Here is a 26,430-nt window from a genome sequence, read left to right as displayed (position 1 = left end):
GGATCTCCCGGCGCCGGGGCTCCGCCAGCACCTCGAACGTTGATGCCATGACGGCAATATAGCTCGGTCGGCATATAGTGTGTCAAGACCACTCAACCCACCAGGATCCGGAGGAGCCGCGCCACCTCCTCGGCCACCGCGTCGCGGCCCGCGCCGAGGTACTTCCGCGTGTCCACCACGGACGGGTCGGCGGCGAGGAAGTCCCGCACCGCGGCGGTGAACGCCTTGTTCAGCTGCGTCGCGATGTTCACCTTCGTCATGCCGGCGGCCACCGCGCGGCGCAGGTGCTCGTCCGGCACGCCGGACGAGCCGTGCAGCACCAGCGGCGCCGGCACGGCCGCGGCCAGCCGCTCGACCAGTCCGAAGTCGACGGTCGCGTCCCTGGTCAGCATCGCGTGCGAGGTGCCGACGGCCACCGCCAGCGCGTCGATCCCGGTGGCGCCGACGTACTCGGCCGCTTCGGCCGGGTCGGTGCGGACGCCCGGCGCGTGCACGCCGTCCTTGCCGCCCACCTCACCCAGCTCCGCCTCGACGTACACGCCGTGCTCGTGGCACTCCCGCACCACCGCCGCGGTCGCCGCCACGTTGTCCGCGTAGGACATCACCGACGCGTCGTACATGACCGACCCGAAGCCCAGCTGGACCGCCTGCCGCACGAGGGAGACGTCCGTCGCGTGGTCCAGGTGCACGGCCACCTGGGCCGACGACGCACCCGCCACCGCCAACGTGGCCCGTCCCAACGGTTCCAGCGACCCGTGGTAGCGCACCGCGTTCTCGCTGATCTGCAGCACCACCGGCGCCCCGGCCGCCTCGGCGCCCGCGACGATGGCCTCCGCGTGCTCGAGCTGGATCACGTTGAACGCGCCGACCCCGCGGCCGGACTTCTTCGCGGTGTCGACGATGTCAGCGGTCGGGGTGAGCATGGAGCTCCTCCATCTCGGTCACGGTCCTGGTCAGCTCCGCCATGCTCGTGGCCACCGCGGCCGGCCGCGCGGCGATCCCGGCGTGCGGCGGCGGAGCGGAGGTCCACAGGACCACCGGGGTGCCGGTGGTGCGGATCAGCTGTGCGAACGCGTCGTCCGGCAGTTCCTCCGGCAGTCCGCCGGACAGCACGACGACCGACGCGCGGGCGGCCAGCGCGTAGAAGCCGCCGACGAAGTCCGCCCAGTCCGAGATGGACAGGGTCGGCCCGGTCAGCTCGAACAGCGACTCCCGCAGCCCGGCGGCCAGGGCGTCCCGGCGCAGGGCCTGATCGCGGACGAGCCCGGTGACCATGACCTCGAGGCCGAGCCCGCGCAGTGCCCGCGCCACGGCGAGGTCCTCGTCGAGCGTGACGGTGAGGATCACGATGCCGCCCGCCAGGCGAGGATCCCCGCGCCGATGCAGCCGGCGTTGTCGCCGAGCGCGGCCCGCACGAGCGTCGGCATCCGCTGGAACGCCATGCGCCCGACCAGCGATGCACGCAGCGGCGCGAGCAGGGTGTCCCCCGACTCGGACAGGCCGCCGCCGATCGCGATGACCTCCGGCGCCAGCAGCGTGACCGCCGTGGTCAGCGCGGCCGCCAACCCGTCGATCGCGCGCTCCCACACCGACACCGCGTCCGGGTCGCCCGCGACGACCGCGGCCGCGACGTCGACCGCCCTGGTGACCGGCTTGCCGCTGCGTTCGGCGTAGCGCCGCGCGATGAAGGCGGCCGACGCGACGGTCTCCAGGCACCCGCGCGTGCCGCACCCGCAGACCGCGCCGCCCGGGTCCACGACGATGTGCCCGATCTCGCCGGCGTACCCGTCCGCGTCGAGCCGGTGCCCGTCGACGAGGAACGCGGCCGCGATGCCCGTGCCGATGGGCATGAACATGCCGTTGCGCACCCCGGTCGCCGCGCCGACGGTGAACTCGGCGAGGCCGCCTGTCCGCACGTCGTGCCCGAGCGCGACGGGCAGCCCGGCCGCGTCGGCGACCTGTTGGCGCAGCGGCAGGTCCCGCCAGCCGAGGTTGACCGCGGCCCGCGCCACACCGAGCCGCTCGTCGATGATCCCCGGCGCGGCGACCCCGGCGCCGACGACGGTGGCGTCCCCGGCCTCGGCGCGCAGCTGGTCGATCAGCTCGACGATCTGGCCGACGTCGACGGCGCCGTCCACGCGCCGGGTCGGGGTGCGCAGCGTGTGCACCACGTGCAGGTCCTCGGCCACGAGAGCCGACTTGATCGACGTCCCGCCGACGTCGATGGCCGCGACGAGCCGGTCCATGTCACCGCCTTCGCTGGTAGTCGGGGCTACATTGCAGCATGTGGACCGACACGAGCGGCTGAGCACCCTCCTGGACCTGCTCGGGCAGCGCGGCAAGGTCGACGTGGACGACGTAGCCGCCGAGCTGTCGGTCTCCGCCGCGACGATCCGCCGTGATCTCGACCACCTCGCCGACCAGCAGCTGCTGACCAGGACCCGCGGTGGTGCCGTGCCCAACAACGTCGCCTACGACCTGCCGCTGCGCTACCGGACGGCCCGCCACGCCTCGGAGAAGGAACGCATCGGCCGGGCCGCGGCCGCCGCGGTGGCGCGGGGGAGCGTGGTCGGCCTGAACGGCGGCACCACGACGACGGAGGTGGCCAGGGCGCTGGCGCTGCTGCCGGAGCTGAACGGCGTCGACGAACCGACCGTGACCGTGGTGACCAACGCGTTGAACATCGCGGCCGAACTGGCCGTCCGCCCGCACGTCAAGATCGTCCTGACCGGCGGCGTGGCGCGCCCGGCGTCGTTCGAGCTGAGCGGTCCCCTGGCCACCCACATCCTGGAGGAGATCACGATGGACGTGGTGTTCCTCGGTGTGGACGCGGTCGACCCCGTCCACGGCGCCTACGCCCACCACGAGGGCGAGGCGAGCATCAACCACCTGATGGCCCAACGAGCCCGCCGCGTGGTGGTCGTGGCCGACAGCTCCAAGCTGGGCCTGTACGCCTTCGCCCGCATCTGCCCGCCGCCGGCCATCGACGCCCTGATCACCGACCACGCCGCCCCCGCCGACGTGGTGTCGGCGTTCGAGGCGGAAGGCGTGACGGTTCAGCTGGTGTAGCCGAGCATGTTCAGCACCAGCTCCCCGTACTGCTTGCCCAGCACCTCCGGCGACGGCCTGCTGCTGGGGGAGTACCACCGCGCCACGTCGATCCCCAGGGACAGCACCGCGCGGGCGGCCGTCCGGACGTCCGGGACGGTGAACGCGCCCGCCGCCACCCCGCGCGTGACCAGATCGCGGACCAGACCCTCGGTGGTGCGGCGCAGCTCCAGCACCACCTTGTGGTCGTCCGGCGTCAGGGCGTCCAGCTCGTGCTGCACCACGCGGGCGACCACGTGCCGTCTCGCGTGCCAGGCCACGAAACGTTCGACCAGGGTGCGGGTGGCGTCGACCGGGTCCGCGTGCTCGGCCATAGTGGTCTGGACCAGCCGCAGTGTGCGTTCGTGGCCGCTGCGGCTGATCGCGAACAGCACCGCCGACTTCGCCGGGAAGTGCACATACAGCGCGGCCGGGGACATGCCGGCCGCCGTCGCGATGTCGCGGGTCGTCGTGGCGTGGTAGCCACGTGCCGCGAACGACTCGACGGCGGCCGCCATCAGCCGGCGGGCGGCGTCCGGCCGCACCTCCGGCCACAGATCCTCGGGCAGCTCGTCCGAGGTCAACGGTTCGCCCCGCTCGGCCCCGACGCGCCGCGCGCTTGCTTCACAGGACGATGTCGGCGTGCGGTGCCAGCAGCTGCCGGTGCCGCCCCGCCGTGCCCAGTGCGACCGAGTCCGCCTTGGCGCGCTTGAGGTAGAGGTGTGCCGGGTGCTCCCACGTCATCCCGATGCCGCCGTGCAGCTGCACGGCCTCCTCCGCGGCGTGCACCGCCACCGTCGAGCACAGCGCCTTCGCCAGCGACGCCGAGGTCCGGCCCGGGGCGTCGGCCGCGTTCCGGGCGACCGCCCGCGCGAGCACCAGCTCCTGCCACACGTCCGCCAGCCGGTGCTTCAAGGCCTGGAACGAGCCCACCGGGCGACCGAACTGGTGCCGTTCCTTGAGGTAGGCGACGGTCGTGTCCAGGCACCACTCGGCGACCCCGAGCTGCTCGGACGCGAGCAGGCCGGCGGCCGTCCACAGTGCACCGTCCACCGCGGTCTCCGCGGACTCCGTGCCGGCGAGCAACGTGCTGGACGCGCCGTCGAGCGCGATGTCCGCGACCGGGCGGGTCAGGTCCAGCGAGGGCACCGGTTCGACCGAGACCCCCTGCTGCTCAACGGAAACGGCGTGCAGCTCCAGGCCGTCGGCCCCCGCGGCGGGCACCAGCAACAGGTCCGCGACCGACGCGTCGGCCACCGAACGCACCCGCCCGGACAGCCCGTCGTCGCCGGACCGCACCCCGGTCACGGCCGAACCCGGTGTCGTGGCGAGGGAAACGGCGAGCGTGGCGACGGTCGAACCGGCGCCCAGCGCGTCGAGCAGACCGCGGACCTCGTCGGTCGGCTTGCAGCCCAGCAACGCGGTCGTCGCGAGGACCGCGCTGCCGAGGAACGGCACGGGCGCGACGAACCGGCCCAGCTCCTCCATGACCACCGCGGTCTCCCGCGGCGACGCGCCCTGCCCGCCCAGCTCCTCCGGCACGTGCAGCGACGCGGCACCGAGGCCCGTCAGCGCCCGCCACAGGTCGAGGTCGTACGGTTCGTCGGTCTCGCACCGCGCGAGCACCGCGGCCGGCTGGGCGCGGTCGGTGAGCAGGTCCTTCACGCTCGCCCGCAGATCGGTCTCGACCTCGGTGTACAGCAGGTTCATCGCGGCAGGTCCTTCCACGCGACCTTGGTGTCCGTGCGGGGCTCCGCCGGCAGGCCGAGCACCCGCTCGGCGATGATGTTGCGCAGCACCTCGGACGTGCCGCCCTCGATGGAGTTGCCCTTGGCGCGCAGGTAGCGGTAGCCCGCCCCGCGGCCGGTGAACTCGACCTTCTCCGGGCGGCGCATGGTCCAGTCGTCGTAGCGCAGGCCGTCGGCGCCGAGCAACTCGACCTCGAGCCCGCTCAGCTGCTGCGCGAGCCGCGCGAACGCGAGCTTCATCGCCGAGCCCTCCGGTCCGGGCGCGCCGACCGCCAGCTGCTGCCGGAGCCGCTCGCCCGCCAGCCCGAACGCCTCCGACTGGACCCACAGGTCGAGCAGCCGGTCCTGCAGCTCGGGGGTGTGGCCGTCCGCGTGCTCGCGCCAGGTCCGGGTGACCACGTCGACCATGCTGCCGCCCGCGGCCGGCCGGCTGCCGATGGCGACCCGCTCGTTCATCAGGGTGGTCTGCGCGACCTTCCAGCCCTCGCCGACCGCGCCCAGCCGGTTCGCGTCCGGCACCCGCGCGTCGGTCATGAAGACCTCGTTGAACTCCGCCTCGCCGGTGATCTGGCGCAGCGGCCGGACCTCCACGCCCGGGTCGGTCATGTCGAGGATGAAGTACGTGAGCCCGGCGTGCTTGGGCAGGTCGGGGTCGTGCCGCGCCAGGAGGATCGCGAAGCGGGCGTTGTGCGCGCTGGACGTCCAGACCTTCTGCCCGGTCACCCGCCAGTCTTCCCCGTCGCGCACCGCCCGCGTCCCCGCGGCGGCGAGGTCGGAGCCGGCGCCCGGCTCGGAGAACAGCTGGCACCACACCTCCTCGCCGGTCCACAGTGGACGGAGGTAACGCTGCTTCTGCTCGTCCGTGCCGAAGGCGAGGATCGTCGGCGCGGCCATGCCCAACCCGATGCCGATGCGGCGAGGGTCGTTGTCCGGCGCGCCCCTCAGCTCCTGGTCCACAACGGACTGCAGGTGGCGGGGAAGCCCGAGCCCGCCCAGCCCGGTGGGGAAGTGCACCCAGGCGAGCCCGGCGTCGAACCGCGCACGGAGGAAGTCCAGGCGGTCCATGGAGTTCGGGTCGTTCTTGCTGAGGAAGTCAGCCGCCAGCTCCCGCAGCTCGTTCTCGTTCACGCCGCCCCCTCATCCGCTGCGTCGCGCCGGAACGCTCCGCAGGCTCCGCTCCACCGGCGCACTCCGCGGCTGAGGTGCCAGCGTGAGTGTCGGCGATTCGCTCCGCAAGCTCCGCTCACGGCACATACACCACAATCGTCTCGGCGACGCAGGCCGGTTTGTCGCCGCCCTCGACCTCGATGGTCCACCGGAAGGTGACCTGCTTGCCCTGCTGCCGGTCGGTGAGGTCGATCAGCTCGACGCCGGCCCGCACCCGCGAGCCGACCGGCACGACGGCCGGGAACCGGACCTTGCCGAGCCCGTAGTTGATGCCCATCGAGATGCCGTCGACGCGCATGATCTCCTTGCCCAGGAAGGGGATCAGGGACAACGTCAGGTATCCGTGGGCGATCGTCGCGCCGAAGGGCCCGTGTGCGGCCTTCTCGGTGTCGACGTGGATCCACTGGTGGTCACCGGTCGCGTCGGCGAACTGGTCGACCTGCTCCTGGGTGACGGTGTGCCACTCGCCGTGGCCGAGGTGCTCGCCCTTGACCGTGGCCAGTTCGTCGAGGTTGGCGAAGATCCGCATGACGCCCTCAGTCCTGTGGCCCGCCGGCCACGTAGATCACCTGGCCGGACACGAACCCGGACTCCTCGCTCGCGAGGAACGACGCCACGGCCGCGACGTCCTCCGGCTGCCCGACCCGCCGCACGGGGATCGCGGCGGCCGCGCCCTCCTTGAACTGCTCGAAGTCGACGTTCATGCGTGCCGCGGTCGCCGCGGTCATGTCGGTCTCGATGAACCCGGGCGCGATCGCGTTGGCGGTGATGCCGAACTTACCCAGCTCGATGGCGAGGGTCTTGGTGAAGCCCTGCATGCCGGCCTTGGCCGCGGAGTAGTTGACCTGCCCGCGGTTGCCGAGCGCGGAGGTGCTGGACAGGTTGACGATGCGACCGAAGCCCTGCTCGGTCTGGTACTTCTGCACCTCGCGGGTCATCAGGAACGCGCCGCGGAGGTGGACGTTCAGGACCAGGTCCCAGTCGTCCTCGGTCATCTTGAAGATCAGGTTGTCGCGCAGGATCCCGGCGTTGTTGACCAGCACGGTCGGCGGGCCCAGCTCGTCGGCGGCCTTGCCGACGGCCGCGGTTACCTGCTCGGCGTTCGAGACGTCGGCACCGAGGGCCAGCGCCTTGCCGCCGGCGCCCTGGATGGCGGCGACGGTGTCCTTGCAGTTGTCCTCGACCAGATCGAGCACACCGACCGCGAAGCCGTCCTGGGCAAGACGCTTGGCGATGGCGGCGCCAATGCCACGAGCAGCGCCGGTGACGATCGCGACACGGGACGGGGCCACGGGTTCTCCTTCGGTTCGGCGAACTAAGCAAGCGCTTAGTAAGTTACCGCGCGGTTGCGGCGCCGGCAACCGCGCGGTTGTCGTTGGCAAGACCCGAGCGGGTGATGATGCCGCTGTTCGGGCACCTTCGGTGACGACTCGGCCTATCCTGGTGGCATGTTCCCCCGCCGGTCGGTCGTCGAGAACGAGATCGTCGCGCGTCAGATGAAGCAGTTCTTCCGGTCGCTTCGTGAGATCAGGCCCGAAGGCGTTGCCAAGAGTTATGGCGCGTTCCAGTGGGATCGCATCAGGGAAAGTCTGGACAACGCGATCGAGCTGTCCAGGTCCCGGTATCACATCAGCTTGTCGGCGGGAAGGGAAGATTTCGAACAACTCACCAAGCGTGCCGCTCTGGTGTCGGACACGCTGCTGCTCTGCCACGACTGGACCGGCACCTATCACGGTATCGGCGAGAGCAGGAGAAAGGGCCTGGAATACAGCGCCCCCAGGTACACCGTCGCCGACTCGAACTACGCGGTCGCCGAATGGCGGGCGCAGCAGCGCGAGCACGACGTCAGGCAGGGAGAAAGCGCCAGGGTTTACGGCATGCACTGTCCGGACCTGGACGAACTGGGCCGGTGGCTGCTCGGTGCGCGCGACCTGCTCGAAGCCGGTCTGGTCTGGTATCTGCCCAGCTACTCGGTGGTGACGCACCACGTCGGCGAGCGGCGCGAGCCGTATCTGCAGCACTTCGGCACCGCGGAACGGGCCAAGGCGGTCGACTTCCTCGTTCGCGACGGCCGGGCGGTGGACATGTCCGACGTGTGGCCCACCAAGAGTCATCTCGTGCGACCGCTGCTGCAGATAGACCTGCCGTTCATGGATGGGGTGGGCATCCGGGACTTCAGCAAGATCACTATCGAGGAGTTCGACTCGTACTCGGCTTTTCGTGACTTCTTACGCAGGACCTTCCTGGAAATGGATCAGTCGCTGAACGCGGTCCAGTCAGACCTGGAGATCGCGAAGTTGGGCGTGCAGATCAGGGAGCAGGTCCGCGCCGCACGTTCGGAGATGAAGCAGCTTCGCCGGAAGAGGTCCGTCGCCGTGACCGGATTGGCCGTCGGATCGGTGGCCACGATGCTGGTGGCCGTGTACGGGTCGGTTCTCGCGGCCGCGATCACCGCGCTCAGCGCGAGCGGTGGTGGTTTGTGGAGCTACATGAACGCCGCCGCGGAGAAGAACCCGTCAGTTCCTTGTGAGACGACCTGGCATTACGTGTGGGTGCTGGCCAAGAAGAGCGGCACCCACGTCGTGTGACGGGTCAGAACTCGAAGCCGCCCGGCTTGCCGTTGCGGTCGGCGATCAGGCCGGCCAGCGTGGCGATCGCGATCTCCGGCGGGGTGCGCGAGCCGATGTTCAGGCCGATCGGGCGGTGCACGCGGGCGATGTCGCTGTCCGCCACGCCCAGCTCGCGCAGGGCCGCCACGTGCGGACCGGGGTGTCGCGGGTTGCCCATGACCCCGATCCACCGCGCGGGCTGCTTGAGCGCCTCCGCCAGCACGGGTCCCAGCTCGACCCGGTGGTGGTCGGTCACCACGATGTCCGCGTGCTCGTCGAGGTCCGGGACGTGGGTGAACACGGTCGTCTCACCGGCCTCCTCGTTGGTCACCCGGCCGCGCTCGGGCTCCACCAGCACCGTCCGGTAGCCGAGGTCGCGCCCGTAGCGGAGCAGCAGGGCCGCCACCGGCGACGCGAACACCGCCACCAGGGTCCGGGTCCCGGTGGCGGCTGGAGTCTCGCCGTGTGCCACCGCACAGCTCGGGTCGTCGATCGCCATGAGTCCTAGGGTGGCACGTGTGCCAAGCGACGTCACACTGCCGTACAACGGGTTGACCCTCGACCGCGGGCCGCGCACGGACGCGGACTGGCTCGCCGGCGCGCTCGACGACGGGCAGATCCTCGCCTTCTGGCAGGACCGGTGTCTCGTGGCCGGCGGGCGCCCGGTCAGCCTGCCGCACACGGACCGCGAGGTCGTCTTCCTCGGCGCGGCGCAGGCGGGGGTGTTCGCCACCGATCTGTCCGATCTGGACGCCGAGGCCGCGGTGCGGGAGGCCGGTGCGGACGCCGCCGTCGACATCCGCGGGCTCTTCGGCGATCTCGACCGCCAGGAGGCCGCCACCCTCGCCTACGCGCGCGGCATGCTGCACTGGGCCCGCAACCAGCGCTTCTGCGGCGCCTGCGGCGGCCGGACCGCCGCCGAGCAGGCCGGTCACCTGCGCCGCTGCCAGGACTGCGCCAAGCTGCACTTCCCCCGCATCGAACCGGCCGTGATCATGCTCGTCGAGTCCCCCGACCGCCGGCGGTGTCTGCTCGCCAAGCACCGCGGTGCGACGTCGTACTCGACGCTCGCCGGTTTCGTCGAGATCGGCGAGAGCCTCGAGGACGCCGTGCGCCGTGAGCTGAACGAGGAGGCCGGGGTACGCGTGCGCGACGTCGGCTACCAGGCGTCGCAGGCCTGGCCGTTCCCGTCCGGCCTGATGATCGGCTTTCGCGCCCTCGCGGCCACCGACGACGTCACCGTCGACCACGACGAGCTGACCGAGGCCCGCTGGTTCACCCGCGACGAGGTCCGCGCCCTGGGCGACGGCCGCCCCGACTCGATCGAGTCCTACCTCGTGGAGACCTGGCTGGGCGAGGGATAAATGGAGCGCCTCCCGGTGCTCACCCGTGCCACCATCGGCGGATGTCGTTCGAGGAGCTGATCGCCGAGGCCGACGCGGTTCCCGTGGACGGCTGGGACTTCTCGTGGCTCGACGGCCGCGCGACGGAGGAGCGGCCGCCGTGGGGATACCAGCGGCTCATGGGGGAGCGGATGGCCACCGCGACGGTCGCACTCGACCTCCAGACCGGCGGCGGGGAGGTGCTGGCCGGGGTGCCCCGGCTCGCGCCGACGACCGTGGCCACCGAGTCGTGGCCGCCCAACATCGCACGTGCGCGCCAGCACCTCCGACCACGCGGCGCGACCGTGGTCGCCAGTCGCGACGATCCGCCGTTCCCCTTCCGGGACAACGCCTTCGACCTCGTCGTGAGCCGGCACCCGGTGCGGGTCTGGTGGCTGGAGATCGCGCGAGTGCTCGCCCCGGGCGGCACCTACCTGTCGCAGCAGGTCGGCCCGGCCAGCGTGTTCGAACTGATCGAGTTCTTCCTCGGCCCGCGGCCCAGGGACGGCCGCCAGCCCGACGCTGCCCGGGCGAGCGCCGAGGCCGCCGGGCTCGAGGTGGTCGACCTGCGCACCGCGCGGCCGCGCATGGAGTTCTTCGACATCGGCGCCGTCGTCTACTTCCTGCGCAAGGTGATCTGGCTCGTACCCGGCTTCACCGCGGCCGCCTACCTGCCCAAGCTCCGCGTCCTGCACGACAGGATCACCGCGGCGGGCTCGTTCGTCGCGCACAGCTCCCGGTTCCTGGTCGAAGTACGCAAGGGTTAGGAGGGTTCAGGGCCGGTCAGATGTGCCTTGGCGATCCTGCGGAAGTCCGTGAGCAGGCGGTTCTTGTCGCCGGTGCGGGTCGCCAGCACGACGTGTGCCGGCTCGACGCCCTCCAGGGGGACCGTCGTGAGGCCCGGGCGGATGCTGGTGGCCCGCAGGCCGGCCGAGACGATGGCCACGGCCTGACCGGACACGATGTACTCGAGCTTGTCCTGGAGGTCCTCGACCAGGGGGCCGTCGGGTGCCGGGCGGCCGTCCGGTCGCGGGTCGACGCGCCAGAACGCGTTCCAGTCCGCGTTCGGCACCCGGGGCAGGGGCTCGTCGGCGATGTCGTCGAGGGTGACCGACTCCTTGCCGGCGAGGCGGTGGTCCAGCGGCACGAGCAGCGCGCGGGGCTCGTCGTAGAGCGCCGTCACGTCCAGCTTGTCGGTCGCGAACGGCATCCTGGCCAGCGCGGCGTCCACCCGGTGCGTCAGCAGGGCCTCGCCCGGCTCGTTCCAGTCCAGGTGCGCGACGTGCACGTCCGCGTCCGGGTGTCGGTGGCGCAGCTCGCGCACCGCCGAGGTGACGTAGAGGTTGCCCATGTAGCCGATGGTGATCCGGCTGGGCTGTGCCGCGGCCCTGGCGCGTGCGGCGGCCTGGTCGGCGGACCGCAGCAACGCCTTGGCGAGCGGGAGGAAGACCTCGCCGGCCTCGGTCAGCTGGGTGCCCCGCGGGCCGCGTTCCAGCAGGCGGGCGCCGAGCCGCTGTTCGAGGGCGCGGATCTGCCGGCTCAGCGACGGCTGGGCCACGCGCAGCTCCTCGGCGGCACGGCCGAAGTGCCGGTGGTCGGCGACGACGGTGAAGTACCGCACCAGCCGCAGATCCAGATCGGGCATCTGCCGAGTCTAGCTGGGGTGATGCCTCGAACGTATTGCGTGGTTCGGAACGGGTCTTGGATCTTCGGTGCCCCGCGGGGGCACGGTGGACGGACAGACCCTGAACCACCCAAGGAGCGCGTACATGCGTGTGTTCGTCACCGGCGCGACCGGTTTCGTCGGTTCCGCCGTCGTTCGTGAACTGCTCGGCGCGGGCCACCAGGTCGTCGGCCTCGCCCGGTCCGAGGAGAAGGCCGCGGCACTGGCGGCGACCGGCGCCGAGGTGCTTCTCGGTGACCTCACCGACCTCGACAGCCTGCGCCGCGGCGCCGCGGACTCCGACGGCGTGGTCCACACGGCGTTCATCCACGACTGGGCCGACTTCGCCGGCTCGCTGGAGACGGAGCGGCGGGTCGTCACCGCGCTCGGCGAGGTGCTCGCGGGCTCTGACCGGCCCCTGGTCGTCTCCTCGGCGACCGCCGCGGTCGCGGAGGGGCGTGCGGCCACCGAGGAGGACCCGGTCGACCCCGCGTCGCCGCGACTCGTGTCCGAGCGCACGGCGTTCTCGTTCCTCGACCGCGGCGTCCGCGCCTCGGTCCTGCGGCTCCCGATCGTGCACGGCGAGGGTGATCACGGCTTCGTGCCGGTCATCATCGCCGCGGCCAGGGAGAAGGGGGTGTCGGCGTACCCGGGTGACGGCGCCAACCGCTGGCCGACCGTGCACCGCCTCGACGTCGCGAACCTGTTCCGGCTGGTGCTGGAGTCCGCACCGCCGGGCACGATCGTGCACCCGGTCGCCGAGGAGGGCGTTCCCGTGCGGGAGATCGCCGAGGTCATCGGCCGTCAGCTGAACGTGCCGGTGACGTCCGTCCCCAGCGCGGACGCGGTCGGCCACTGGGGCTTCGTCGGCCATTTCTTCGCCCGCGACATGCACGTGTCGAGCGCGTTGACCCGGGAGCGGTTCGGCTGGCAGCCGGTGCGGCCCGGACTGGTCGCGGACCTGGAGAAGGGCCACTACTTCACGACCTAGCGACCAGATCCGTCCTTCTAGAACAAATGTTCGGTACTATCGCCGTCCGCCACGGGTAACACTGTGAGGTGGAGGTGACGTCGATGCGCTTCCGAGACCGTGCCGACGCGGGCCGGGTGCTGGCCGCGCGGCTCGCCAACCTGCGGGGCACCAAGCCGGTCGTGATGGGGTTGCCCCGGGGCGGGGTGCCGGTGGCCGCCGAGATCGCCCGCGCGCTCGACGCCGAGCTGGACGTCGTGCTCGTGCGCAAGATCGGCGCGCCCGACCGGGAGGAACTGGCCGTCGGTGCGGTCGGGGAGGACGGCGTGACCGTCCGGAACGACGCTGTCCTGGCCGACCTCGGCCTGACCTGGGACGACGTCGCCGACCAGGTCGCGAGGGAGCGTGCGGAGATCCGGCACCGGACCGCGATCCTGCGTCCCGGTCCGTCCCCGGACCTCTCCGACCGAACCGTGATCCTCGTCGACGACGGCATCGCCACCGGCGCGACGGTGGTCGCCGCGCTGCGGGTCCTCCGGCACATCGGGGCGGCACGCATCATCCTGGCCGTGCCCGTCGCGCCGCCGGACTCGCTGCGCGTGCTGGCCCCGCTCGCCGACGAGATCGTCTGCCCGATCAGGCCGGCGAGCTTCTCCGCGGTGGGCCAGTGGTACGACGACTTCACCCAGGTGCCGGACCGGGAAGTGCGTGCGCTGCTCGGCTGACTACGCTGATCACGTGGCCTCGTTCGACCTCGACGCGGACCTCGCCGGCGACCGGGCGTTCCGGCTCGCCGTGAACGGCCCCGTGACGCTGTTCTGGCGCCCCGAGGTCCTCGCCGAGACCACGCAGTGGCTGGCGGACCACGGCTACCAACTGGTGCGACTGGACGCCGGCACGTGGGCCACACAGGCCGACTTCCACCGCGACGTCAAGGCCGCGCTCGACTTCCCGGACTACTACGGCCACAACCTCGACGCGTTGAACGACTGCCTCCGCGACGTCGCCAGGTACGAGTACGGCGCCGCTCGCGACGCCACCGGTACGGTCCTCGTGTTCACCGGCTACGACGCGTTCGCCGGCCGTGAACCGCGGGCCGCGCAGGTCATCCTCGACATCATCGCCACCGCGGCACGCGGCGCCATGCTGGTCGGCCACCGCCTGCTGTGCCTGGTGCAGTCGAACGACGCCGGCATCACCTTCGACGGAGTCGGCGCCACGCCGGTGCGGTGGAACCCCGTCGAATGGCGGGACGACCAGCGCCGCTAGCGCGACCCGCCGATCGGGGCGCCCGCATGGGTTTTGTCCTGGCCCTGGCAGTCCTACGAAAACCGGACGACTGCCTGCGGCCCGGCCGGACCCGCAGGCTGGGGACATGACCGAACCCGGAACTGTTCTGATCACCGGCCCGACCCGCAACCTGGGCCGCCACGCCGTGCTGGCCATGGCCGAGCGCCCGCACGGGCAGCGACCCGACCTGCTGCTGGTCGGCCGCGTCGGACGGGACCTGACCGCGGTCGCCGACGAGGCCCGTGCCCGCGGCGCCCGTGTCCGCGAGATCGGCTGCGACCTGGCGAGCCTGGCCGACGTCCGTGCCGCCGCGGCCACCGTGCGCGACCTGCTCGCCGCCGGCGCGGTACGGCCGCTGCGCGCGCTGATCGCCAACGCCGGCGTCATGTCGCCCGACACTCGGCAGGCCTCGCCCGACGGCTACGAGCTGACCTTCGCCGTCAACTACCTCGCCCACGCCCAGCTCATCGGCGACCTGCTCGGCTCGTTCACGGCCCCGGCGCGGGTCGTGCTGGTCGGCTCGAACACCTATCACGCCAACGTCTGGCGCAAGCTGCTGGGCGTGCCCGAGGCCAGGTGGGCCGACCCCGTCGAGCTCGCCCGCCCGGCCACCGGTGAGCGGGCCCCGGGCATGACCGCGTCCGGCGTCGCCTACTCCAACGCGAAGCTGGCGATCCTGTACTACGCCCACGAGCTGCAGCGTCAGGCCGGCGCCGGCATCAGCGTGTCGGTGTTCGAACCGGGCTGGATGCCCGGCACCGCGCTGGGCCGTGGCGCCCCGGCGGCGTTCCGGGCGATGAGCCGCGCCCTGGGCCGCGTCCCCGGCGTGTCGACGCCGCGACGCTCGGGACCCCTGCTGGCCGCGATGGCCCTCGACGACCAGTGGGCACACCTGCGCGACGGTGCGTTCGTGGTGAAGACCAGGCTGACCGAGGTGCGGCCGGTCGCCCACGACCGCGCCCGGGAGCAGCGCCTGTGGGAGGCAACCACCGAACTGCTGAACGCGCGGACGCCCCGCGCCAGCTAGAGCCTGTCCCGTGGATCTTTGTGCAAGGTCTTGGCTCGCCCAACAGTTACCTCAGGGGAACGTGACGGCACCCAGCCACAATCCACCTCGACACCCGCACCTTCCTCGGAACGCAACCCACACATGGAAGCGCGGGGAGGCGGACTAGCCGCGCTAGAGCTGGCCGACGTCGAGCACGCGCACCGCGGCCGCGCCGATCTCGTCGGACTCGGTCAGGTCGATCTCCGCGGTGAAGCCCCAGTCGCCGTCGCCGGCCGGGTCGTCGAAGATCTGCCTGGCTTCCCAGCGGCCCTCGTGCTCGGTGATCATCAGGAACCGCGGCCCGCGGGCGTCCGGGCCGGTCCGGAGCTCGTCGTGCTCGTCGAAGTACGGCTCCAGCGCGTCCGCCCACGCGTCGGCGTCCCAGCCGGACGCGCCGTCCAGCTCGCCGAGGGCGGACCACCGCCGCGCGGCGGCCAGCTGCACCCGGTGGAACAACGCGTTGCGCACCAGCACCCGGAACGCCCGCACGTTCCGCGTCACCGCCGGGGCCCGCTCGTCCGCGTCCGCGGAGACCACGTCGTCGTTCGGGTTGGTCAGCTTCTCCCACTCGTCGAGCAGGCTCGAGTCGACCTGCCGAACCAGCTCGCCGAGCCATTCGGTGAGGTCCGACAGCTCCTCGGTCTTCGCGTCGTCCGGCACGGTCTGCCGCAGCGCCTTGTACGCGTCGGCGAGGTAGCGCAGCACGATCCCCTCGCTGCGGGCCAGCTGGTAGAAGGCGACGTACTCGGTGAACGTCATCGCCCGCTCGAACATGTCGCGCACCACTGACTTGGGCCGCACGTGGTAGTCCCCGACCCACGGGTGCCCGCGCCGGTAGGTCTCGAACGCCCCGTACAGCAGCTCCTCCGCCAGCGGCTTCGGGTACGTGACGTTCTCGAGCAGCGTCATCCGCTCCTCGTACTCCATGCCCTCGGCCTTCATGGCTGCCACGGCCTCGCCACGTGCCTTGTGCTCCTGCGCGGACAGGATCTGCCGCGGGTCCTCCAGGGTGGACTCGATGACCGAGAGCACGTCGAGCGCGTAGGACGGCGACTCCGCGTCCAGCAGCTCGATCGCGGCCAGCGCGAACGGCGACAGCGGCTGGTTCAACGCGAAGTCCAGCTGCAGGTCGACGGTCAGCCGGATCGAACGGCCCTCCTCGTCGGGCTCCGACAGCCGCTCGACCACGCCGGCGGACACCAGTGCCCGGTAGATCGCGATGGCGCGGCGGATGTGCCTGCGCTGCGCGGGGCGGTCCTCGTGGTTGTCCTCCAGCAGCTTGCGCATGGCCGTGAACGCGTCACCGGGCCGGCCGATCACGTTGAGCAGCATGGAATGCGTGACCGCGAAGCTCGACGTGAGGGCCTCCGGCTCGGCCTCGACCAACCGCTGGAACGTCGGCTCGCCCCAGCCGATCGAGCCCTCCGGCGGCTTCTTCTTCACGACCTTGCGCCGCTTCTTCGGGTCGTCGCCGGCCTTGGCCAGCGCCTTCTCGTTCTCGACGACGTGCTCGGGCGCCTGCACGACCACGTTGCCGACCGTGTCGTAGCCGGCGCGACCCGCGCGGCCGGCGATCTGGTGGAACTCGCGGGCCTTGAGCAGCCGCACCTTCTGCCCGTCGTACTTGGACAGCGCGGTGAACACGACCGTGCGAATGGGCACGTTGATGCCGACACCGAGCGTGTCCGTGCCACACACGATCTTCATCAACCCGGCCTGCGCGAGGCGTTCGACGAGCCGGCGGTACTTGGGCAGCATGCCGGCGTGGTGCACGCCGATCCCGTGCCGCACCAGCCGCGACAGCGTCTTGCCGAACCCGGCCGTGAACCGGAAGTTGCCGATGAGCTCGGCGATCTGGTCCTTCTCCTCACGGGTGCAGACGTTGACGCTCATCAGGTTCTGCGCGCGTTCGAGTGCCGCGGCCTGGGTGAAGTGGACGACGTAGATCGGGGCCTCGTTGGTGGTGAGCAGCTCCTCGATCGTCTCGTGCAGCGGCGTCATCCGGAACGAGTAGAACAGCGGCACCGGCCGCTCGGCGGAGGTGACCACCGCGGTCGGCCGGTCGGTGCGGCGGGTGAGGTCCTCCTGGAACCGCGTGACGTCACCGAGCGTCGCGGACATCAGCAGGAACTGGGCCTTCGTCAGCTCCAGCAGCGGCACCTGCCAGGCCCAGCCCCGGTCCGGCTCGGCGTAGAAGTGGAACTCGTCCATGATGACCACGCCGACGTCCGCGGTCACGCCCTCGCGCAAGGCGATGTTGGCGAGGATCTCCGCGGTGCAGCAGATGATCGGCGCGCCGGCGTTGACGCTGGAGTCGCCGGTGATCATGCCGACGTTCTCGGCGCCGAAGATGTCGCACAGCGCGAAGAACTTCTCCGAGACCAGCGCCTTGATCGGCGCGGTGTAGAAGCTGCGCTGGCCGGCGGCGAGCGCGGTGAAGTGCGCGCCGGTGGCGACCATGCTCTTCCCGGAGCCGGTCGGCGTGGACAGGATGACGTTCGCCCCGGAGACGATCTCGATCATCGCCTCCTGCTGCGCCGGGTACAGCGAAAGGCCCTCGCTCTCCGCCCACGTGGAGAAGGCATCGAAGAGGGTGTCGGGATCCTGGTCAGCGGGGAGCACGTCGGTAAGAGTCATCTCATCACCGATAGTGCCACGCCGTGCGGTTATCCGAGTCGAGGGGCGTGCTCTCCGGTGGTCTGGCGGGGGATGGTGGGCGGCGCCAGCTCGTGCCACCAGTGCAGCGCCTCGGGCACCGGCCAGGTCGGCATGACCTCGGCGACCTTTCTGTGCACGATGAGCGCCCGGCCACAGCGCTCCCGCCAGCTCGCGGGATCGTGCCGCAGCTCGCCGGCGAGCGCGAGCTGGGTGTGCAGCGAGTGGCGGTAGATGCCCTCGGCGTCCAGGTGGGTCGGCACGGCGCCCAGGCATTCCGCACAGCGGCACGGCCACAGGTGCCGCAGCTCCGGGATCCGGTCGACGATCCGCGCGAGCACGGCGGGCCGGTGGTGACCGAGCAGCGCCGGCACGAACAGGCCGGAGGTGACGCCGAGCGCGCCGGCGTGGGCGCCGTGGCAGACCGCGCCGAGCGCGCCGACGTCCGAGCGCAGCACGAGCACGGGCACGGTCGCCGTGAGCAGCCGCACGAGGCCGCTGGTGACGTAGGGGGTGCCGACGATCGCGACGGGTAGTCGCGCGTCATTGACCGTGGCGATCAGCCGGGTGAGCTGCGCGCGGTCGGCGAACCAGCCGGCGGCCAGGGGGAGTGCGACGACGACCGGTGGCGGTTGGTCGGCGGCGTCGGCGAGGAGGCGGTAGAGACCCGGCCAGTCGCCCGCGGCGAGGTAGCCGGAGTCGGTGAGCGCGACGAGACCGAGGTCGTGCTGCTCGGCCGTCCAGTCGGCGGACAGGCCCGCGCTGGCCGGTACGCGGTGACGACCGGTGTAGCGGGCGGCGTCGCAGAGGATGGGCGCCGGGAAGCCGAGGCGGTGGAGGTGTCGGACGGTCGAGCGCGGCTTCGGCCCGGTGAGGACGAGGCCGGACTGGTAGCGGGCGGCTATCGGGGCCACGGTGTCCGCCCTCTCGAGCGGGCACTGGACAAGTAATCGGTAGCGGAGGTCGTCTAAGGACATGCCCTACACCGTGCACTGTATGCTCATATGTTGTCACGGGTTGTCACACCGTTGGTTAACTTTTTTGCCCGGATGGTCGGGACCTATCACTTCGCGTGCTCGAACATCTGCGCTAAACCCACGTCGGTTCGCGTTTCGCAACCCCTTGTAGTGCGTGGATCTTGACTCCTGGTAGTGACTACCACCACAATTCGAGCTTGAAATTTATTCATATTTTGTGCCCGGTCTGGAGGGCCGTGATGTCCCTGCGCTATCTCGCGGTGGCCGCTTCCGCCGCCGCTGTCCTGTCCGCGGTGGGGGTGCCGGCCACCACCGCCGCCCAGCCGACCACACTGTCGACCACACTGCCGACCGCCGCCGTCGCGCTCGGCGACAGCTTCATCTCCGGTGAGGGTGGCGGCGACTACTCCGCCGTGACCGACGTCAACGGTGTGTCCCAGGGCTTCCCGGGGTGGTCGGCGCCCAACGGCAACGCGTACTTCTGCCACCGGTCGCCGAACGCGTCGCTGTTCCGGGCGACGTTGCCCGGCATCCAGGACCGCTTCAACCTGGCGTGCTCCGGCGGCCAGCCGTACGACCTGTTGAACGCGTCGTCCGGCCGGGCCAAGGGCCGCTCGGTGGCGTCCCAACTGGACCAGCTGCGTGCCGTGGCGGCCACCCACGACATCGACCTGGTCCTGGTGGGACTGGGCTCCAACAACAGCTCCTTCACCTTCGGCGACGCGGCTTCGGTGTGCGCCAACCGGTTCATCGCCGACGCGTGGACCGGCTGGTGGGAGTTCTGGGCGTACCTGGGCGGTGACGTCCCGCAGGAACCGTGCGTCCTGTCCGACCTGGCCACCGACCCGGAGATAACGTCGGCGACCGCGGAGACGACCTCGGCGCTGCGCACCCTGCTGTCCACACTGGACCAGATCGACGCGGACGGCCAACACCGCGTGGTGTTCCAGGACTACACCAACCCCCTGCCGACGGACTTCGCCCAGCGCTACTGGGAGGAAGACGGCCGAGCCGACGACCGCGACAAGTTCCGCGCCCTGGGCGCCGAGCGGTATGCCGCCGGCTGCCCGGCCCACCGCGCGAGCCTGGCGGCAGGACACCTGTTCTCACAGGCGCTGGGCAACATCGTCCGCTCGTCGTTCACGACGCTGTCCGCGGAGTTCCCGACCGATGACCTGGTGTACCTGAATGTCCAGTCCGCGTTCGACGGCGCCCGCCTCTGCGAACAGGACGGCAGCCCGACGAACGCCCTCGCGACGCCCATCCGCCTGATGGACGGCCCGAGCGGCACCTTCGTGACCAGCCTGTCCGGCTACGACAAACTCGACATCCAACGCATCGCCAACACGTGCGTGACCTACTTCCAGACGTGCCAGGAGTCATGGCACCCCAACGTGAACGGCTACGGCGTGCTGGGCCGGTGCCTGTCCGGCGCGGCGGTGGCCGGTACGCGCCAGGTCGCCTGCGTCCGCCAGAGCGACGGCAGCGTGTCGGTGGGGTAGGGAAGCGGCCCGCCTGGCCGCCCGCGACCCGGGCGGCCAGGCGCGGTGTGGTTCCTCGCCCGGCTTCGTGGTCAGCCCGTCCGGCGGGCCGTCAGCCGACGGGTCTGCTCGCGCATGATGCCGATCGTGCGGGTCAGGTAGTCCGCGATGGTGGTCAGCTCCGCCTCGCTGTAGCGCCCGGCCAGGTCGTCCATCGCCGCGGCGAGGTCGGCGAAGACGTCCGGCTGGTGACCGGTGGCGGTGACCAGCACCCGCCTGCGGTCGTTCGGGTCGTGCTCACGGCGGACGAGCCCGGCCCGCTCGAGCCGGTCGATCATGCCCGTCACCGCACCGGGGGTCAGTCCCGTCCGCTCCGCCAGCTCGCCCGCCGACAACGCACCGTCGCGGCCGATGAGGGTGAGTGCCCGCTGGTCGCCCGCGCTCACCCCGAGGTACGCGCCCACCGCCTCGTGGAACATGACCACTGCCGTGCTCAGCTCACGCCCCAGCACGGCGCCCCGAATCCTCCGACCGTCCTCCGGCATGTGGGGAACTTTACTCGCCCAGATATTTTAGTATAGTGAACTAAAATAACTGGAGGGTGAATGAAGCGGGAATGGCAACTGGCAGTGGCGGTTCCGCGCCGGGCGTGGCGGTTCTACCGCCGCCACCTGCCGCTCGTCGTCGGGCTGTCGCTGGTCGGCTCCGTGCAGCGGCTCATCGTGGTCAACTGGACCGACGAGATCCCACCCCCGATCGCGCTGGCCTCGGAAGTGGTGGTCATGGTGGCCCGCCTGCTACTGGTCGTCGCGATCTGGCGGCGTGCGACACCGAAAGGCCGACCGAGTTGGTCGCACGTCCGGGTGTTCGTCCGCGAGCACTGGCTGAGCCTCGTGTTCCAGGCCGGCCTGGTCATGGCGGCGGCCCTCGTCTTCGACACCGGCCTGGAGGGCCTCGGCGACCTACTGCCGGGACACACGCGGCAGACCTACCTCGCCGTCCTGCTGTTCCTGAAGAACCCGACGATCATCGCCTTCACGTTCGTGTGGCTGGTCGGTCTCGTCCGGCAGGTGGTGCTGGACTCAACCCGCGACCGCGAGATGGTGGGGGAACAGCGCTGACAGGTCGATCGCGGCGGCCATCGCCTCCGTGCCGGCGTCGTTCGGGTGCAGGTGGTCGCCGCTGTCGTAGGCGGGGTTCAGGGCCATGGGGTTGCCGGGGGCGGCCGTCGCGGCGGCGAAGTCGACCACCGCGTCGAAGGTGCCGCTGTGGCGGATCCAGTCGTTGACCGTCGCCCATGTCTGGTTACGGGACGGGGTTTCGATGAAGGAGCCGCCGAACGGGGTGATCGTGGCGCCGACGATGCGCAGGCCCGCCGCGTGCGTGCGGTCGGCGATGAACCGCAGGCCGGCGATGAGGTCCGGTGCCGACGCGTCGAACCCGATGTCGTTCACGCCCTCGAGCAGGATCACCGTGCGCACGCCCGTCTGGGCGAACACGTCCCGGTCGAGCCGGTCGACCGCTGGGATGCCGTAGTACGGCTCGCCCTCGCGGGGGAGCAGCACCCGGTTGCCGCCCAGGCCCGCGTTGACCACGGACAGGGTCGGGCCGGGGAGCGCGTTCAGCCGGCGGGCCAGGAAGTCGGGCCACCGGTGGTTGGCGTTGCCGGTCGTCGCGGACGTGTCGGTGATCGAGTCGCCCAGGGCCACCACCGAGCCCACGACCGGCCGGTTCGGCACCACGTCCACACCGTCCGCCAGCATCCAGCACGGCGTGTTCCCGTAGTCCGCGCCGGCCACGTCGACCGCCCGGTCACCGGCCGCGAGGAAGTTACCCTGTGCGGTGAACGGGTGGTTCGTCACCGGACCCGTCGACCCGGGCACGTACACGCTGACCAGCAGCGTCGACAGCGCGGCCACCCGCAGCGCGACCGGGTCGCTGAACAGTTCGCGGCCCGCCGGCACGGTCACACCACGCCGGCCGTGGAACCGGAGCTCGCGCACCGTGCCGGGCACGGCTCCGGCACCGGCGGACTGGACGGCCACTGACGCGTGGCCGACCTCCAACGGCGTGGCGCCGAAGGCGTTCGTGAGCCGGACCCGGACCAACCCGCCGCCCGCGCTGACGAACACGACGTTGCGGACTGTCTGGTCCGTCAGGCCGGTGCCCGCGGGGCAGTCGGACCACGGGATCACGCTGCCGACCACCGGGCTCGCCGCCCACGACGCCACCCAGCGCGGACGGCCGCTGGCGCTTGCCTGCTGAACGTTCAGCACGAGGAAGGTCGCGAGCAGTAGGGAGAACACGAGTCGCAGACCACGATGTCCAGACATGGGGCGGAGCATATCCGCGACCCGGACGGACGATCTGCGTCCGAACAGGCGACAGCGTGGATAACCTTGTGTTGCTGAACGTTCAGGCCGCTGAACGTTCAGGAGCGCCGCAGCGTGATCCTCGTCCAGGCGCCGATGTAGACCCGGTCGCCGTCCTCCAGCGCCCGGGGCACGTTGGGGCGCAACGGGTTCGGCTCGTCGTTGATCACTGTCCCGTTCGCCGAGTCGAGGTCCACGATGGACCACGAGCCGTCGGGCTGTGCCAGCAGCAACGCGTGCAGGTGCGACACGCCCGGGTCCTCCGGCGGCCCGAGCAGGTCGATGTCCGGCAGGATGCCGCGGCTGCGGCTCTGCCGGCCGATGCTGATCTCCTTGCCCGCCAACGGGAAGTGCCGGTCGGGGCAGTACGGCGGGAACGTGATGCCACTCGCGTCCGGACCCTCCGCCGCCATCACCGCGTCGAAGTACGTGCGGTCGGCGGTCACGGTCGCCGTCCACGTCGTCGCCTCCGGCACGCGGTCCGTGGGAACCGGCGGCGCGTCGTCGGCCACCACCCGTTCGACGGCGGCCCGCGGTACCGACACCGGCGGCGGGGCCAGCGAGTCGTGACCGCACTCCTCGCAGAACCGGCCCGCCAGCGCCGCGCCACACGCCTCGCACGTCGCGCCCGCGGCCGGCAGCTCCGCCTCGGCGGAGGCGGGCGCGTCGGCGACGATCACGGGCGCGCCGCCGATCTCGCGGCCGCAGACCTCGCAGAACTCCTCGTCGGACGAGGTGTGGCCCTGTGGGCACGTCGCCATCGAGCGCCTCAGCTTTCCGTCGACTGCTTCTTGCGCACGCGCATCGTCTTGGACGACCGGGTGTCCAGCGTCATCTCGTCGACGGTCGCCACCTTGCGCTTCAACCGCACCGTCCCGGTCCGCGCGTCCTCGACGTCGACGACCTTCGCCAGCAGCTTCGCGGTGTCCGTGTGCCCGGTCTCGGTCGCCAGCTGCACCGCGCGGCCCAGCTTCGCGGTCGCCGTCTCGACGTCGCCGGACTTGCGTGCCTCCAGCCCCTCCTGGATCACCGCGGCCAGCTCCGCCTGACCGGTGTAGTGCGCGACCTCCCGGTTGATCTTAGTCGACAGCGCCGTGTCCTCGGTCCACACCGCGAGGATCCGGCCCTTGCCGAGCACCTGCTCCTCCGCGCCACCCACCCCCGGCACCACCAGGCTCACCCGCCCGGCCAGCATCTTCTCGCCCGTCGCCGCGGCCGGCACCTGCACGCACACGTGGTAGTCGCGGGTCTCCGCGCCCCACGAGCCGGTCGGGTAGTCGCCGCTGCGGGGCGGCACCTCGGCGCGCCGCGCGGTCAGGTCGACCAGCGTGGGCTCCACCTGCTTCACGAACTTGACCGTCGCGCCCATCGGCGTCCACAGCCGCAGCGCCACGTCCGCGACCGCCTTGTCCATCGCGGACGCCGCCATCGCGCGGAAGTCCGCCTCCAGGCCCTCCGGCTCGGCCACGATGTCGACCGTGCCGAGCAGCGCGTCGGCGATCGTGCGCAGCTCCTTGACCTCCCAGTCCGTGCCGACGCCGCGGCAGTCGCACACGAACTTCCCCTGGACCTCCCGCAGGGTGTTGGCGAGCTGGCGCGGGGTCTCGTGCATGTTCTGGCCGTCGGTCAGCAGGATCGCGTGGCGCATCGACGCGCTCGACGTCGCGAACAGCGATTCGGCCAGCTTCAGCCACCTGCCGATCGCCGTGCCGCCGTTCGCGGCGAGCTGCCGCACCGCCTCCTTGGCCTCGGCCCGCGTCTGCGGTGAGGCGACCACCATGCCGTGCTGGTACGGGTAGGCCAGCCGCGACTCGTCCGTGCCGGCCACGACCGCGAACTCGACGCCGTCGCGCAGCGTGTCGATGGCCGCGGCCGTCGCCTGCTTGGCCGACGCCAGCTTCGTGCGCGGCACGTGCATCGAGCCGGAGCAGTCGACGATGATCACCTCGGCCGCGCTGCCGCTCGCGGTCGCCGGCCCGGTTCCCTCCCCGGTCGCGGTCACCGTGACGATCGCGTTCACCTCGGTGGATCCGGACGCCAGGTACTCGTTCTGGTACACCTCTACCGAGAAGTCGGTCATGATCGCTCTCCTTCGGCCGGCGGGAACGGCACGAGCACCGTCGTGATGTTGTCGTGCCCACCGAGCTTCAACGCCAGCGCGGTCAGCTCCACCGCCGCCGTCATGCCACCCTCCGCGGGCAGGACCTCGGCCAGCGCCGCCGCGTCGGGCACGTAGTTCCACAGGCCGTCACTGCACAGCAGCACGTGCCCCGGGCCGCCGGGCCGCACGGTGACCACGCGCGGCTCGATCTCGCCGGCGTCCGCACCGATCCACTTCGACAGCGCGTGCGCCTGGTACACCGCGTTGGCCTCCTCCTCGGGCAGGCCCTCGGCAATCAGCTCGGCCGCCACGGTGTCGTCGGCGGTCAGCACGCGCGAGGACATGGCGTCCGACCCGGGCGCGGCCAGCCAGTAGACCCTGCTGTCACCGACCGACCCGACGGTCACCTCGGTGGGCGTGACCACCACGGACACGAACGTGCAGGACGGCGCGGTGCCGGGCACCGACGGGTCGGCCAGCCGCGCCACCACCTCGATCGCCCGCGCCACCGCCGCCTTCGTCGCCGCGGCCGGATCGCGGTTCTCCAGCACGGCGTCCAGCAGCACGGACGTGGCCTCGTCGACCGCGCGCTGCGAGGCGCTGTCGGCACGGTCGGAGGTCGCCACGCCGTCGCACACCACCGCGACCACCGTCGCCGGAGCGTCCCCGCCGAGCACGGTCCCGAACGCCATCGAGTCCTCGTTGCGGGCACGCCGGTTGCCCTTGTCGCTGACCCCCGCGACCAGGTCGAGGTCGCACTCCATCCGGTCACGCCCACTCGGCTGTGCGCGCCCGCAGTCCTCACAGAACCCGTCGGCACCGACGTTCTCCCCGCCGCAGGCGACGCACGCCCCGCCCGCGGGCTTGGCGATCGGGCCACCGAGCGGCGTCCGTCGCACGAGGAGACTCTGACCGCACTCCTCGCAGAAGCGGTCGTCGGGTCTGACCGGGGTGCCGCAGCCGGGGCAGTTCGTCGCCGTCACACCCACGTCCTCGGTCGGATCTTGTTGGCGCTGTCCACCAAAGCGATGCGCTCCCTCGTGCTGTCGGCGTGTCGCGCGAGCGTGCGGTAGCAACTCTCCAGCGCGACCCGCAGGTCGGTGTCGGTCAATGCGCAGCCAAGCACAGAGCCGCTGGTGTTCCCGTTGTGGGGCAGCCACGACAGCGCGGCCGTGAAGACGCGCTCGGACGCGTGCGCCCGGCGGGCCACGTCGAGGTCGAGGTCCGCGAGCAGCTCGCCGGCCGCGACCAGGTCGACCTCGGAGAGGTCGGCGGCAGGCACGTCCCGCACCCGTACGTCCGCCGCCGCGAGCCGCGCCGTCACGTGGTGGTTCGACGTCTCCGGCACGGAACAGAGGACGTCGAACGCCTCGACCCGGTTGCCCGTCGCGATCAGGGCACGGGCGAGGCCGAACGCGGCGCTCACGTAGCCGCGGTCGGTGCCCCACACGACGCGGTAGAAGCGGTCGGCGCTCGCCCAGTCCCCGCGCGCCTCCGCACACGCCGCGAGCGCGAGCTTCGGCGCGGCCTCGCCCGGCACGGCCGAGTAGACCCGGTCGAAGTGCTCACTCGCGTGCGCCGGCTTGTTCTCGGCCAGCGCCAGCACGCCCCGGTACCAGTCGATGAGCCACAGCCGGTCCAGGTCGAGCGCGTCCGTGGCCAGCTCCAGGAGCCGGCGCCGCGCCGAGGCGTACTCGCCGGCCTCCAGGTAGGCGCGGGCGATCCGCAGTCGCACCTCCACCGACGACTGCGGCGCCGTGCGCAGCTCGTCCACGAGCGCCATCGGGTCGGTCGAGGTGACCGTGGCCAGGAACGCGGCCGCCGGGTCGTTGCCGTCCACCCGGGGCACCGGCAGCGCGTGCACCAGCGCCTTCGGGTCC

At 71.6% G+C, this 26,430-nt stretch carries 28 protein-coding genes; 10 read left to right on the top strand and 18 right to left on the bottom strand.

The annotated features are described in order from the left end of the window. Window positions 1-92: 92 nt before the first annotated feature. From ACJ73U_RS05520 to ACJ73U_RS05510, 3 genes are read right to left on the bottom strand one after another with little or no spacing between them, the layout of a single operon-like run. Entirely contained in the window at window positions 93-923 is an 831-nt protein-coding gene (locus ACJ73U_RS05520) for a ketose-bisphosphate aldolase (protein WP_407776426.1), read from the bottom strand. Further along, window positions 904-1,347, bottom strand: coding sequence for a hypothetical protein (locus tag ACJ73U_RS05515; protein WP_407776425.1), 444 nt, complete (start codon window positions 1,345-1,347; stop codon window positions 904-906). The genes ACJ73U_RS05520 and ACJ73U_RS05515 overlap by 20 nt, the downstream gene beginning before the upstream one ends. Further along, a complete protein-coding gene (locus tag ACJ73U_RS05510) occupies window positions 1,344-2,246 on the bottom strand; it encodes an ROK family protein (RefSeq protein ID WP_407776424.1) in 903 nt (300 codons plus the stop codon). The genes ACJ73U_RS05515 and ACJ73U_RS05510 overlap by 4 nt, the downstream gene beginning before the upstream one ends. 40 nt (window positions 2,247-2,286) lie before the next feature. Between ACJ73U_RS05510 and ACJ73U_RS05505 the strand changes: the two genes are divergently transcribed. Beyond that, window positions 2,287-3,069: a DeoR/GlpR family DNA-binding transcription regulator gene (locus ACJ73U_RS05505; RefSeq protein ID WP_407776423.1), complete on the top strand. Its 783-nt coding sequence runs from the start codon at window positions 2,287-2,289 to the stop codon at window positions 3,067-3,069. On the opposite strand, the gene ACJ73U_RS05500 is transcribed toward ACJ73U_RS05505, so the two are convergent. The 5 genes from ACJ73U_RS05500 to fabG all read right to left on the bottom strand — a co-directional run bounded on the left by ACJ73U_RS05500 (window position 3,057) and on the right by fabG (window position 7,294). After that, complete coding sequence (locus ACJ73U_RS05500) at window positions 3,057-3,605, bottom strand: TetR/AcrR family transcriptional regulator (RefSeq protein ID WP_407776427.1); 549 nt, start codon at window positions 3,603-3,605, stop codon at window positions 3,057-3,059. The two genes, ACJ73U_RS05505 and ACJ73U_RS05500, sit on opposite strands and share 13 nt — an antisense overlap. Window positions 3,606-3,711: 106 nt before the next feature. After that, window positions 3,712-4,797, bottom strand: a complete 1,086-nt coding sequence (locus ACJ73U_RS05495; RefSeq protein ID WP_407776422.1) for an acyl-CoA dehydrogenase family protein — start codon at window positions 4,795-4,797, stop codon at window positions 3,712-3,714. Next, window positions 4,794-5,963: an acyl-CoA dehydrogenase family protein gene (locus ACJ73U_RS05490; RefSeq protein WP_407776421.1), complete on the bottom strand. Its 1,170-nt coding sequence runs from the start codon at window positions 5,961-5,963 to the stop codon at window positions 4,794-4,796. Before ACJ73U_RS05490 ends, ACJ73U_RS05495 begins: the two co-directional genes overlap by 4 nt. A gap of 115 nt (window positions 5,964-6,078) precedes the next feature. Continuing rightward, entirely contained in the window at window positions 6,079-6,531 is a 453-nt protein-coding gene (locus ACJ73U_RS05485) for a MaoC family dehydratase (RefSeq protein WP_407776420.1), read from the bottom strand. Between the two features lie 7 nt (window positions 6,532-6,538). After that, window positions 6,539-7,294, bottom strand: a complete 756-nt coding sequence (gene fabG / locus ACJ73U_RS05480; RefSeq protein ID WP_407776419.1) for a 3-oxoacyl-ACP reductase FabG — start codon at window positions 7,292-7,294, stop codon at window positions 6,539-6,541. Window positions 7,295-7,450: 156 nt separating this feature from the next. Here fabG and ACJ73U_RS05475 point away from each other — a divergent pair, with 156 nt between their 5' ends. Continuing rightward, window positions 7,451-8,590, top strand: a complete 1,140-nt coding sequence (locus tag ACJ73U_RS05475) for a hypothetical protein (RefSeq protein ID WP_407776418.1) — start codon at window positions 7,451-7,453, stop codon at window positions 8,588-8,590. Between the two features lie 4 nt (window positions 8,591-8,594). On the opposite strand, the gene ACJ73U_RS05470 is transcribed toward ACJ73U_RS05475, so the two are convergent. After that, window positions 8,595-9,110: an XdhC family protein gene (locus tag ACJ73U_RS05470; RefSeq protein WP_407776417.1), complete on the bottom strand. Its 516-nt coding sequence runs from the start codon at window positions 9,108-9,110 to the stop codon at window positions 8,595-8,597. A 19-nt stretch (window positions 9,111-9,129) separates the two neighbouring features. Here ACJ73U_RS05470 and nudC point away from each other — a divergent pair, with 19 nt between their 5' ends. Beyond that, on the top strand, window positions 9,130-9,975 hold the full coding sequence (nudC, locus tag ACJ73U_RS05465) for an NAD(+) diphosphatase (RefSeq protein WP_407776416.1): 846 nt from the start codon (window positions 9,130-9,132) through the stop codon (window positions 9,973-9,975). A gap of 41 nt (window positions 9,976-10,016) precedes the next feature. Continuing rightward, complete coding sequence (locus ACJ73U_RS05460) at window positions 10,017-10,760, top strand: class I SAM-dependent methyltransferase (RefSeq protein ID WP_407776415.1); 744 nt, start codon at window positions 10,017-10,019, stop codon at window positions 10,758-10,760. On the opposite strand, the gene ACJ73U_RS05455 is transcribed toward ACJ73U_RS05460, so the two are convergent. Next, a complete protein-coding gene (locus tag ACJ73U_RS05455) occupies window positions 10,757-11,638 on the bottom strand; it encodes a LysR family transcriptional regulator (RefSeq protein ID WP_407776414.1) in 882 nt (293 codons plus the stop codon). The two genes, ACJ73U_RS05460 and ACJ73U_RS05455, sit on opposite strands and share 4 nt — an antisense overlap. Window positions 11,639-11,762: 124 nt before the next feature. Here ACJ73U_RS05455 and ACJ73U_RS05450 point away from each other — a divergent pair, with 124 nt between their 5' ends. The 4 genes from ACJ73U_RS05450 (at window position 11,763) to ACJ73U_RS05435 (ending at window position 14,943) form a co-directional block, all read left to right on the top strand. Continuing rightward, window positions 11,763-12,647: an SDR family oxidoreductase gene (locus ACJ73U_RS05450; protein WP_407776413.1), complete on the top strand. Its 885-nt coding sequence runs from the start codon at window positions 11,763-11,765 to the stop codon at window positions 12,645-12,647. A gap of 83 nt (window positions 12,648-12,730) precedes the next feature. Next, window positions 12,731-13,351, top strand: coding sequence for a phosphoribosyltransferase (locus ACJ73U_RS05445; RefSeq protein ID WP_407776412.1), 621 nt, complete (start codon window positions 12,731-12,733; stop codon window positions 13,349-13,351). A gap of 13 nt (window positions 13,352-13,364) precedes the next feature. Continuing rightward, window positions 13,365-13,895: a barstar family protein gene (locus ACJ73U_RS05440; RefSeq protein WP_407776411.1), complete on the top strand. Its 531-nt coding sequence runs from the start codon at window positions 13,365-13,367 to the stop codon at window positions 13,893-13,895. Between the two features lie 106 nt (window positions 13,896-14,001). Then, window positions 14,002-14,943, top strand: a complete 942-nt coding sequence (locus ACJ73U_RS05435; protein WP_407776410.1) for an SDR family NAD(P)-dependent oxidoreductase — start codon at window positions 14,002-14,004, stop codon at window positions 14,941-14,943. Window positions 14,944-15,096: 153 nt separating this feature from the next. Here the strand turns inward: ACJ73U_RS05435 and ACJ73U_RS05430 are convergent, their stop codons facing one another. Together ACJ73U_RS05430 and ACJ73U_RS05425 are read right to left on the bottom strand one after the other, a co-directional pair. Continuing rightward, window positions 15,097-17,601, bottom strand: a complete 2,505-nt coding sequence (locus tag ACJ73U_RS05430) for a DEAD/DEAH box helicase (RefSeq protein ID WP_407776409.1) — start codon at window positions 17,599-17,601, stop codon at window positions 15,097-15,099. Between the two features lie 29 nt (window positions 17,602-17,630). Further along, entirely contained in the window at window positions 17,631-18,596 is a 966-nt protein-coding gene (locus ACJ73U_RS05425; RefSeq protein ID WP_407776408.1) for a hypothetical protein, read from the bottom strand. Between the two features lie 239 nt (window positions 18,597-18,835). On the opposite strand from ACJ73U_RS05425, the gene ACJ73U_RS05420 reads away from it, so the two are divergent. Beyond that, window positions 18,836-20,098, top strand: coding sequence for a hypothetical protein (locus tag ACJ73U_RS05420; RefSeq protein WP_407776407.1), 1,263 nt, complete (start codon window positions 18,836-18,838; stop codon window positions 20,096-20,098). Window positions 20,099-20,169: 71 nt separating this feature from the next. On the opposite strand, the gene ACJ73U_RS05415 is transcribed toward ACJ73U_RS05420, so the two are convergent. Beyond that, window positions 20,170-20,622 (bottom strand): MarR family transcriptional regulator, encoded by a 453-nt coding sequence (locus ACJ73U_RS05415; RefSeq protein WP_407776406.1) that lies wholly within the window; start codon window positions 20,620-20,622, stop codon window positions 20,170-20,172. Between the two features lie 60 nt (window positions 20,623-20,682). Here ACJ73U_RS05415 and ACJ73U_RS05410 point away from each other — a divergent pair, with 60 nt between their 5' ends. Further along, window positions 20,683-21,198: a hypothetical protein gene (locus tag ACJ73U_RS05410; RefSeq protein ID WP_407776405.1), complete on the top strand. Its 516-nt coding sequence runs from the start codon at window positions 20,683-20,685 to the stop codon at window positions 21,196-21,198. Here ACJ73U_RS05410 and ACJ73U_RS05405 read toward each other — a convergent pair. The 5 genes from ACJ73U_RS05405 to ACJ73U_RS05385 form a co-directional block, all read right to left on the bottom strand. Continuing rightward, window positions 21,160-22,410: an SGNH/GDSL hydrolase family protein gene (locus tag ACJ73U_RS05405; RefSeq protein ID WP_407776404.1), complete on the bottom strand. Its 1,251-nt coding sequence runs from the start codon at window positions 22,408-22,410 to the stop codon at window positions 21,160-21,162. The two genes, ACJ73U_RS05410 and ACJ73U_RS05405, sit on opposite strands and share 39 nt — an antisense overlap. A gap of 98 nt (window positions 22,411-22,508) precedes the next feature. Further along, window positions 22,509-23,210 (bottom strand): FHA domain-containing protein, encoded by a 702-nt coding sequence (locus ACJ73U_RS05400; protein WP_407776403.1) that lies wholly within the window; start codon window positions 23,208-23,210, stop codon window positions 22,509-22,511. An 8-nt stretch (window positions 23,211-23,218) separates the two neighbouring features. Continuing rightward, window positions 23,219-24,529 (bottom strand): VWA domain-containing protein, encoded by a 1,311-nt coding sequence (locus tag ACJ73U_RS05395; RefSeq protein WP_407776402.1) that lies wholly within the window; start codon window positions 24,527-24,529, stop codon window positions 23,219-23,221. Next, window positions 24,526-25,533 (bottom strand): PP2C family serine/threonine-protein phosphatase, encoded by a 1,008-nt coding sequence (locus ACJ73U_RS05390; RefSeq protein ID WP_407776401.1) that lies wholly within the window; start codon window positions 25,531-25,533, stop codon window positions 24,526-24,528. The genes ACJ73U_RS05395 and ACJ73U_RS05390 overlap by 4 nt, the downstream gene beginning before the upstream one ends. Continuing rightward, window positions 25,530-26,430, bottom strand: a 901-nt coding sequence (locus ACJ73U_RS05385; RefSeq protein ID WP_407776400.1) for a tetratricopeptide repeat protein, incomplete at its 5' end; no start/stop codon positions are given. The genes ACJ73U_RS05385 and ACJ73U_RS05390, both read right to left, overlap by 4 nt.

Origin of the sequence: Actinophytocola sp. (assembly GCF_045807065.1) — a bacterium.
Taxonomy (GTDB): domain Bacteria; phylum Actinomycetota; class Actinomycetes; order Mycobacteriales; family Pseudonocardiaceae; genus Actinophytocola.
The sequence above is the reverse complement of the archived record's forward strand: the minus strand, read 5'-3'. Positions and strand labels throughout refer to the sequence as shown.